This is a genomic window from Listeria valentina (genome assembly GCF_011800755.1).
GTDB lineage: Bacteria > Bacillota > Bacilli > Lactobacillales > Listeriaceae > Listeria > Listeria valentina.
In genome coordinates this window covers 1-9,043 of record NZ_JAATJW010000081.1, presented here as the reverse complement: position 1 = coordinate 9,043, position 9,043 = coordinate 1, and the positions used below count along the sequence as shown (strand labels likewise).

Here is a 9,043-nt window from a genome sequence, read left to right as displayed (position 1 = left end):
GTCATAACAAAATACACTCCTTCTAAAGTGAACTAGATTTTTTATTCCTAGTGTCTACTTTATAGGGAGTGTATCATAGTTCGATTGTGAGGCTTTTTTACTTAAATTGGATCTAAAATCCGCTCTAAAAATTGCTTTGTTCTTGTTTCCTTCGGTGCGCTAAAGATGTTTTCAGGTTTTCCTTGTTCGCAGACAACTCCTTGATCCATAAAAATAACTTCGTCGGCCACTTGCTCTGCAAATTTAAGTTCATGCGTTACAACGATCATTGTCCAGCCATCACTTGCGAGGCTTTTCATGACCTTAAGCACATCTCCAACTAGTTCTGGATCTAAGGCTGAAGTGGGTTCATCAAACAAAATCAATTTAGGTTTCATCGCAAGCGCACGTGCAATCCCAACCCGTTGTTCTTGGCCACCTGAAAGCTGATACGGATAAAGATCCGCTTGTTCTGCTAAATTTACTTTTTCAAGCAATTCTAACGCTTCTTGGCGAGCTTCCTCTTTAGACATTTTCTTCACTTGAACAGGACCTTCCATAACATTTTCAAGGGCTGTTTTATGCGGGAAAAGATTATAATTTTGGAAAACCATCGTCGATTCTTTTCGAAGATCCGCAATTTGTTTTTTGGATAATTTCTTTGAAAAATCAATTTCTAAATCATCGAACCGCAGCGAGCCAGATTCAGGGATTTCAAGAGCATTGAGCGATCTTAAAAAGGTGGTTTTGCCAGATCCTGAAGGTCCGATAATAACCGTTACCGTTCCTTTTTTGACACTTAGGTCAATGCCACGCAAAACTTGATTTTCTCCAAATGCTTTTTCAATATTTTTAGCTTCAAGATACATAGCTTTCACTCCTTATTTCGCGATATAGCGATCCAACCGTTTTTCGAGACGCCCTTGTAGCGCCGATAAAAACACACAAACAATCCAGTAAAGTAGTCCCGCTTCCATATAAACAAGCAAAAACTCGTAACTCGTTGCTGCAATTTCTTGTGCTTTACGGAATAGCTCAGAAACAAGTACAAGTGAAGCTAGTGAAGTATCTTTAATCAAACTGATAAATGTATTAGAAAGCGGCGGAACTGAAACACGAGCAGCCTGAGGAATGATGATCCGAAACAATACTTGCGTATAGCTCATGCCGATTGTGTAGCCTGCTTCCCACTGCCCCTTAGGAACAGACTGGATCGCACCACGCACAATCTCCGCAGCATACCCACCAATATTTAGCGAAAAAGCGATGATCGCAGCTGGAAAAGGATCAAACTTAAGACCAATTGTTGGTAGACCGTAAAAAATAACAAACAGTTGAACAAGAAGCGGAGTCCCGCGAATTAATGAGACATAAAAACGACCGATTCCGCGAAAAATTTTCGAACTTGAAAGACGGAAAAGTGCGATTACAAGTGCAATGACCATCCCAATAATAAAAGATAAAAGCGTAAGCGGAATCGTATACTCGATTCCGCCCTTTACCATTGGCCAAAATGCTTCTTTTAGCACATCAAAGTTCAAATTATCAAGCGAAACAGCACCTAAAACGAAGTTATTCAGAAACATCTTGCCCGAACCATTTTTCTGAGATTTGTTTCAAAGTACCGTCTTTTTTCATAGCTTTCAGTTCTTTATCAAAGGCTGCTTTGATTCCAGAATCCTTGCGAAACGCAAAAGCACTGCTGCTCGTTTCTTTGTTTAATTCAGCTGCGATTTTCACTTTATCATCATTCGTTTGCTTCATATAATCTAACACGGCCAGCTTATCATTGACAGTAGCATCTGTCCGACCTTGTTTAATCAATGTGAGCGACTGTGATAGCCCGTCAACCGATTGAATATCCGCACCCGCTTCTTTCGCGATTTTTCCGTAATTACTTGTCAAACTTTGAGCGACTTTCACGCCTTTTAAGTCTTTGGCAGATTTAATCGAATCATTGTCTTTTGCTGTTACGATGACAGCTGTGCTTTTCGAATAAGGCACTGATAGATCATATTTTTTCTCACGATCTTTATTGATCCCGACTTGGTTAGCAACCACGTCAAAGCGAGAAGAGTTGAGTCCGGCGAACATGGAATCCCATTGTGTTTCTTCAAATTTCACTTTAAGATCTAGTCGTTTGGCAACTTCTTTCACGACGTCAACATCAAATCCAGTTAATTTATTCGTTTTCGAATCATGAAAAGTAAAGGGACGATAAGTGCCTTCTGTCCCAACTGTGATGGTCCCCTCTTTTTCGATTTTTTTCATGTCATTATCATTTGAAGAGCTTCCGCTCCCGCCGCAAGCAGTTAAAACTACCGCTAAAATTGAAGTCAGTAAAAACGCTGCTATCTTTTTCATGTTTTCGTTCTCCTTTTGTTCTTTTTCTTCCTTAATTATCGCAAAACCTATTATTCCGATGAAATAAGGAGGATTAATAGTCACAGTTTGTTCACTTTGCCACACGTTCTATGCTTTGTATATTGTAGGAGAATCCCACTCAATTTGCAAGCAAGATGCTTACTTTGGGTAAGTAAAAACTGCACCCCAGATTTTGGAGTACAGCTTTCTTTAATTATTTGGGCGATACCATTTGTAAAGTCTCTCTGTTTGTTCTCCGGCAAGATACCGTAAAAACGGAGTCATTTCCGAATTCCCGGATTTTAAAGCGACACTTAAATGATTGGTTTTCGATCGTTCCATCCAAATACTTCTTGAAACTTTCATGGACTGAATTCGTTCTTTTCTAATCAAATAAGTCGTTTTAGAAAGAAACGGGCGCGCGCGAAGCAAGAGCGTTCCTTCGCTTACGCTAAAACCTGTTGCGCGAAAACTTGCCACTGCTTTCAACCCAGCAAGAAGAGGAAGAAGTACTGAGATAAGCCCGTAAGGATAGAAAAATACGCTTAAAATAAGAAACGGAATCAGTGACCAAGCAAGATAAATTATCAAAAAACGTGCTTGATTTTGCTTCGGAAACTTTTCAATTTTTGTTTCTTCAAAGTGATAGTCCGACAACATTTCTTTAATTGTCTCAAGTGCAAGCTTCTTTTTCATGATCGGGATGAGCAAAATGTCACCCGATTGCTTCTCTTCATCGGCGCCCCCTGCCGTGATGATCTTCACGCTCACAAGTCGAAGCATCTGCCGTAATGGAGATTCCGCAATCACAACACCCTGGATGCGTTCATATTTAATTGTTGTTGTATCTCGCTCAAACAAGCCTTTTTCAATCATAAGATGATCTTCAAATTGATGCAGTTTGAATTGGAAAAATTTAAACAGAGTTAAAATGATCGAAAAAACCCATAAAACGAGTAAAAGTAAAATCGCCAAAATGGTAAACAGCAAAACACCTAATTGAATGGCTTGTTCAAAGCCTGATGCAAGCCAATCTTTTGGAATAGCATCCCAGAATTGAGACAAAAATGCGATAATAAGGACAAAGCTTCCGAACACACCACCTGATGTCACGGCCATAAGAAGTAGTTCTTTTGTTTTTAGTTCTATCGTCCGAATGCTTGTCTCTGATTCATTATGTACACCTGAATAGTCTTGTGTGACTTGTTCGTCTGCAATTTCTACTTTTTTGCCGTCTCTTAAATCTTTGAGTTCTTGCGCCACACTTTTCGGCACCGCACTCAAATCAGCTTCCGCTTTCCCACTCGTTCCTGCCGTTTCCACAAGAATTTGAACGACTCCAAACGGAATGAAGAAAAACCACTGCTTCTGCTGAACGGTTTGAATTCTTTCATATGGAATAAAAATATTTTTTCGGAAAATCAAACCGTATTTAATGCGTAGCCCTTTTTCTTCAAGTGTATAGCGATAAGTCCAATATTTGATCACAGCTGGAGCAAACAATAAGAGAATAATGGCAATGATAAGAACGGGCAAAAGCCACATCAAAAGCCATTGATTATTTTTGATTCCTTGAAAAACTGAAAATAAAGCAACGACTATCGGAACAATACTCTTGCGTAAATTATCAAACAGTTCTTTCAAAAGGGCAATTGGATGCAGTTTGCGTTCGCTATACATCTTCTTTCGCCACCTTTACAAGACTGAGAATATATTCCCGCAATTCATCAGATTCTGAAGCATTAACAGCCTCAATTTCTTTTGCACCCGCTGCCGTCGTAATCGAAAGTGAGACCAGATTTTGTTGTCTAAGTAGCGGACCTTGTGACGTTTCAATATGCTGAATCCGAATCATCGGAATGAGCACACGTTTCCGAAAAATAATGCCATGTTGAATTTCGATTTCATCATGCTTAATTTGATAGCTCCATCTTGCCCATCTAAACGGGATAATAAAGCCATAAATGATAATAAAATAAAGCAATGCGACTACGAATACGATCGCACTAAACCAGAGATTCACATCTGTTGCTGAAAAAATGAAATAGCTTGCAATAGTAGCTAAAATTAAAAGAATCCCCACAAATCCATAGGAAAACTGCCAAACCCTTTTTATTTTTTCAGGCAATTTCTTTTCTAAATTGGTAAGTTTCATGATACCCTCCCTTGTTTCATTTCAAAAATTAAGACATTATTCATTTTTTGTTTATCATTTCGTGTTATGCTAAGTATAACATTTTTTGAGAGGAGAAATAAGATGCGAAAAAAATGGGTTTATTGGATGATCGCCTGCCTGCTTTTCTCGGTGGCAAGTTTTTCTGCTCCGGTGACAAAAGTGATGGCTGCTCCAGAAACAGAAGTTTTGCAATCTAACCAAACCTCAGAAGACTTGGCTGATTTATTTCTGACACGTGACTATTCGATTGGAACACCACTTGTTGCTGTTCAAAATAATCAAGTGAAAATTCAATTCACCTCAAAAGAACCCGCTCGCATCACTTATACCACTAGTTACGAAACGATTTCTACACAAAAGCTGACGACTGAACACAAGCTTATTCTTCGTGATTTTGTAAATGGTGAAAATTACTTAACAATCGCTGAAATAAACTCAGAAGGCAAGAAAACCGAGCTTAAGCTTCTCATCACTTTGTCAGGGCTTACTCCGAAAAAATTTGAACACAAAAAGGTACAAGCAAGACTGAAGGTTCTTGCTTCACTACGTGACATAAAAAGAGCTGGAACAGATTAACGTTCCGGCTCTTTTCAAATATTCAAAGCGAGTCTAGTTTCATTCGCTTGTTTAACATATACATAATCGGAATGCCTATCCCCATCACCGTGAGCTCTCCAATGGCTGAAAATAGCCAGCTTGCGAAAAACGGCGCATCAAATGCCAGATAAAGCTCAAATGCGACCATAAACATCGTCAATGAGAAAACTAGCGTATTTGCAATCATTCTTGCAACTTGCCCTTTCAAATAGTGCATCACGATAAACATGATAAGCATGGAAATAACGGACTGCGAAACACCGAAAACAAGGTCATACCAACCAAGTGGCGAAAACAGATTCGTTATAAAAACGCCGAGTATAATTCCCCAGAAAAATTTCTTGTTGAACACAATCAAATGATTGAACAGTTCTGGAACACGAAATTGGACAGCTCCATAAACAAGTGGCTGAACAATAAAGCCCATGACCACGTAGAGGGCTGCAACAATCGCATTTGTTGTAATCCACTTCATTTTCACTATTAATCTCTCCCTAGTTTTTTTACGTAGGATGGTTTCGAACTACGTTTTTTTAAAATCACATTATTATAGCGCAGTTTTATAAAAATGAAAACCCCTTCAAGAAAAAACAAGCTTTAGAGCTTGCTTTTTTAATGAAAATGATTATAATTGTCATAGATAACCAGTATCCATAATAGATATTTGTTATCTCTAAAGCGTTTACCAAAAGCGAGGTGAATCTGATGAGACTGACACGAAGTTTAGAACAAGCGGTTTGTATCATTACACTACTTTCTACACAAGATAGTTCGGCGCCACTTGCGTCGGATGTAATCAGCGAGCGTTTGCAAGTTTCTTCTTCTTACTTAAAAAAGATCATGCGAAAATTAGTCGTTAAAGAAATCATTCAATCCGTTTCTGGAAACAACGGTGGATTTTCTTTGGCCAAAAGTCCGAAAAAAATTTCGCTGCTTGAAATCGTAGAAGCCGTTGAAAGCGACCTCTCGAGTTATCCAGATACTGGTCTTATTAAAACGGTGTTTGGAGATATTCGTAAAAATGTGGCTTCTAAAGGAGAAAGAAAAGTAACCGAAACTTTTCAAAAAGCAGACGCAGCTTGGAAAGAAGTGCTTAAAAACCGCACTGTCGCAGATTTATTGCTTGAAACGCTTGATCAAGAGGAGCTTCCGTTCAAAAATTGGAACGAAAGTCGTCCAGAATTAAATTTTTAGATTGGTGTTGATTAGAAAGTGAATATGTTAAAAAACGAATGGATGCAGTTCGGGAAAAATAAAATCCTGCTGATTTCTTCCATTGTTATTTTATTCATTCCGATTTTATATGGTGGCTTCTTCTTAAAATCGGTTTGGGATCCTTATGGTAAAACAGGAGATCTTCCTGTAGCGGTAGTTAATCACGATCAGAAAACGGAGTACGGCGGACAGACACTCGATGTCGGAAATGAACTCGTGGATAATTTAAAGAAAAACAACGATTTGGATTGGCATTTTGTCAGTCAAAAATCTGCAGAACAGGGAATTAAAGATGGCAAATACTATATGGTTGTCACCATTCCAAAAAACTTCTCAAAAAATGCTTCAACATTGCTTGATAAAAATCCTCAAAAAATGAACTTATCTTACAAAATCAATCCTTCGCAAAACTATGTTGGCGAAGTGGTGACGGAGCAAGGAGCCAATCAATTAAAATCACAAGTTGCAACAAGTATCACAAAAGAATATGCAAAAAGTGTTTTCGCTCAAATTAAAGAAGTCGGCAAAGGCATGACAACTGCCGCAAATGGTGCTAAAAAACTAGATGATGGTAGCACGAAATTAGCAGATGGGAATAAAACGATCACAAATGGTTTAAACACACTTGCGGATAGTACACTCACTTTTAAAGACGGTACTTCACAAATTCAAGTTGCCGTAAATGAAGCTTCTGCTGGGACGAAAAAGTTAGCTGATGGTGCTAAATCCCTTAGCGCTGGTGAAAATGAGTTTGGATCAAAACTTGGCGCATATACAAATGGTGTTAAAGAATCAGCATCAGGTTCAGCTAAGCTTTATCCCGGTTCAAGCCAAGTAACAGGTGGGATTACGGCACTTAAAAATCAAGTTCCCAGTCTTTCTTCTGGCGCAAATCAATTAAATGGTGGCGTAACTCAGATGAACAGTGGGATTACGCAGCTTAAAAAAAGCGTGGATGATGGCTTGAAAGAAAGCAATACGCCAGAGCAAAAGCAAAAATTACAGAAATTGAAAACTGGCGCGAATCAATTAGAATCCGCCGTTGCACAGCTCAATCAAAGCTTAAATAAATCAGTGGGCTCTGCAAATGAAATCAGTCAAAATGAGTTAACGCAAAATTTGAATCAACTTCAAGCGGGCATCACACAGCTTCAAGCAAGCAACAAGCAATATGATATTGCCATTGATGCTGGAATTGATAATGCGATGAAACAAGCTGGTGTGGATCTTTCTTCACCAGAAGCTCAAAAAATCGTCACACTGGCAAAGGCTGGTGCAAAAGGTGGCGCTAAACAAGTAACTGATGGTCAGTCGAAAGCTTTCACAGAAATTACAGCTGGGATTGATCAATTAAAAGCAAGTAGCAACCAAATTGCTGGCGCTATCTTCCAACTTAATTCGCAAGTTCCTGAGCTTGCAAGTGGAACAAATGAATTAGTTGGAAAAACGAATGAAACCATAGCTAAATTCAGCGAGATCTCCACGGTACTCGGCGAACTATCAAATGGTGGGGCTAAGCTAGCCTCAGGAACTAATCAATTAACGGCTTCTATTCCTACTCTTTCAAATGGCGTGGATGAACTCTATAGCGGTTCGAAAAAAGTGACAGATGGTTTAGGCTCACTAAATGGTGGCTTACAAACCCTTACAGGAAACAATGCAGCGCTACAAGCTGGAAATGCCAAACTTTCACATGGTGCGAATGAGCTAGCTGGTGGTTTAAATCAAATGAACGGCCAACTCCCTCTTTTAAATGATGGAATTGGTCAGCTAGGAAGTGGGGCTTCTCAAATCAATGTGGGGGCTAACAAATTAGCGTCAGGGTCAACTGATCTTGGAACTGGTATTAAACAAGTCGGTGATGGTTCAAGCGAACTTGCTGGGAAGCTAAAAGATGGCGCTGAACAAGTAAATGATACAAAAGCCTCGAATAAAACATTCAATATGTTCGCATCGCCAACTAAATTAACGGAACACAAAATGAGCGAAGTTCCTGACTACGGGCACGGTCTTGCGCCTTATGTTCTTTCACTCGGTCTTTATGTTGGGGCGCTTGTCTTTAACTTTATTTTCCCGATTCGCCGTCCTTCGATGGATCCAACAAGCGGGATTTCGTGGTGGCTCAGCAAAGCTTCTATCGGAGCTTCTGCTGCCGTCCTTCAAGCGCTTATTTTGGATTCGATTATGTTAATGCTCGGTTTACATGTGGATCATGTGGGGGCCTTTATTTTAACGTCTGTTTTAACTTCATTAACCTTTATGTTCCTTGTGATGTTCCTTGCGATTACACTTGGAAATCCGGGCCGGTTTGTTGCCATGGTGCTTCTCGTACTTCAACTCGGCGGAGCTGGAGGGACGTTCCCAATGCCTCTTACGAATGGATTCTTTAATGCTATCCATCCATTCTTGCCAATGAGTTACTCGGTTTATAGTTTCCGAGATGCGATTTCGTCTGGGCTTGGAACTTCTGTATATGTGCACAGTTCCTTGATTTTACTTTCGATTATCGTAGTCGCTAACTTACTTCTTATGTGGGTACTCACTGCTCGGCACAACAAACGTTTTGCACTGGAAAATCAAACGCTAATCCCTGGTGGGGACTGAGCAAAAAAGCCAGAAGGAAATTTCCTTCTGGCTCAGACTGTCGAAAAACGCCCATCCCTCCATGAGAAAGAAGAGGGATGGGCGTTTTTTTCTATAAAAATGGAAAAA

Annotated in this window: 9 protein-coding genes and 1 riboswitch; of the genes, 3 read left to right on the top strand and 6 right to left on the bottom strand. The window is 39.6% G+C overall.

Annotation, left to right across the window (positions count from 1 at the left end; translation table 11 throughout):
* Positions 1–101 precede the first annotated feature (101 nt).
* The 5 genes from HCK02_RS12595 to HCK02_RS12575 all read right to left on the bottom strand — a co-directional run bounded on the left by HCK02_RS12595 (position 102) and on the right by HCK02_RS12575 (position 4,498).
* The gene (locus tag HCK02_RS12595) at positions 102–848 is read right to left on the bottom strand and encodes an amino acid ABC transporter ATP-binding protein (protein ID WP_167630459.1); all 747 of its coding nucleotides are present in this window, start codon (positions 846–848) and stop codon (positions 102–104) included.
* A gap of 12 nt (positions 849–860) precedes the next feature.
* Positions 861–1,565 (bottom strand): amino acid ABC transporter permease, encoded by a 705-nt coding sequence (locus tag HCK02_RS12590; RefSeq protein ID WP_167630458.1) that lies wholly within the window; start codon positions 1,563–1,565, stop codon positions 861–863.
* Positions 1,552–2,343, bottom strand: coding sequence for an amino acid ABC transporter substrate-binding protein (locus HCK02_RS12585; RefSeq protein WP_167630457.1), 792 nt, complete (start codon positions 2,341–2,343; stop codon positions 1,552–1,554). Before HCK02_RS12585 ends, HCK02_RS12590 begins: the two co-directional genes overlap by 14 nt.
* A gap of 210 nt (positions 2,344–2,553) precedes the next feature.
* A complete protein-coding gene (locus tag HCK02_RS12580) occupies positions 2,554–4,023 on the bottom strand; it encodes a PH domain-containing protein (RefSeq protein ID WP_167630456.1) in 1,470 nt (489 codons plus the stop codon).
* Entirely contained in the window at positions 4,016–4,498 is a 483-nt protein-coding gene (locus tag HCK02_RS12575; RefSeq protein WP_167630455.1) for a PH domain-containing protein, read from the bottom strand. The genes HCK02_RS12580 and HCK02_RS12575 overlap by 8 nt, the downstream gene beginning before the upstream one ends.
* Before the next feature lie 102 nt (positions 4,499–4,600).
* Between HCK02_RS12575 and HCK02_RS12570 the strand changes: the two genes are divergently transcribed.
* On the top strand, positions 4,601–5,095 hold the full coding sequence (locus HCK02_RS12570) for a hypothetical protein (RefSeq protein WP_167630454.1): 495 nt from the start codon (positions 4,601–4,603) through the stop codon (positions 5,093–5,095).
* 22 nt (positions 5,096–5,117) lie between these two features.
* On the opposite strand, the gene HCK02_RS12565 is transcribed toward HCK02_RS12570, so the two are convergent.
* Complete coding sequence (locus HCK02_RS12565; RefSeq protein ID WP_115751828.1) at positions 5,118–5,597, bottom strand: QueT transporter family protein; 480 nt, start codon at positions 5,595–5,597, stop codon at positions 5,118–5,120.
* 7 nt (positions 5,598–5,604) lie between these two features.
* A riboswitch (PreQ1 riboswitch) is annotated at positions 5,605–5,649 on the bottom strand.
* A 172-nt stretch (positions 5,650–5,821) separates the two neighbouring features.
* On the opposite strand from HCK02_RS12565, the gene HCK02_RS12560 reads away from it, so the two are divergent.
* Entirely contained in the window at positions 5,822–6,310 is a 489-nt protein-coding gene (locus tag HCK02_RS12560; protein WP_167630453.1) for an RrF2 family transcriptional regulator, read from the top strand.
* 24 nt (positions 6,311–6,334) lie between these two features.
* A complete protein-coding gene (locus HCK02_RS12555; RefSeq protein ID WP_246215603.1) occupies positions 6,335–8,935 on the top strand; it encodes a YhgE/Pip domain-containing protein in 2,601 nt (866 codons plus the stop codon).
* Positions 8,936–9,043: the final 108 nt, after the last annotated feature.

What these genes read in the sequence shown, in the direction of transcription:
- HCK02_RS12590 (WP_167630458.1), bottom strand. Translation starts at nt 1,565, where the DNA reads ATGTTTCTGAATAACTTCGTTTTAGGTGCTGTTTCGCTTGATAATTTG.
- HCK02_RS12555 (WP_246215603.1), top strand. Translation starts at nt 6,335, where the DNA reads ATGTTAAAAAACGAATGGATGCAGTTCGGGAAAAATAAAATCCTGCTG.
- HCK02_RS12595 (WP_167630459.1), bottom strand. Translation starts at nt 848, where the DNA reads ATGTATCTTGAAGCTAAAAATATTGAAAAAGCATTTGGAGAAAATCAA.
- HCK02_RS12560 (WP_167630453.1), top strand. Translation starts at nt 5,822, where the DNA reads ATGAGACTGACACGAAGTTTAGAACAAGCGGTTTGTATCATTACACTA.
- HCK02_RS12575 (WP_167630455.1), bottom strand. Translation starts at nt 4,498, where the DNA reads ATGAAACTTACCAATTTAGAAAAGAAATTGCCTGAAAAAATAAAAAGG.
- HCK02_RS12585 (WP_167630457.1), bottom strand. Translation starts at nt 2,343, where the DNA reads ATGAAAAAGATAGCAGCGTTTTTACTGACTTCAATTTTAGCGGTAGTT.
- HCK02_RS12570 (WP_167630454.1), top strand. Translation starts at nt 4,601, where the DNA reads ATGCGAAAAAAATGGGTTTATTGGATGATCGCCTGCCTGCTTTTCTCG.
- HCK02_RS12580 (WP_167630456.1), bottom strand. Translation starts at nt 4,023, where the DNA reads ATGTATAGCGAACGCAAACTGCATCCAATTGCCCTTTTGAAAGAACTG.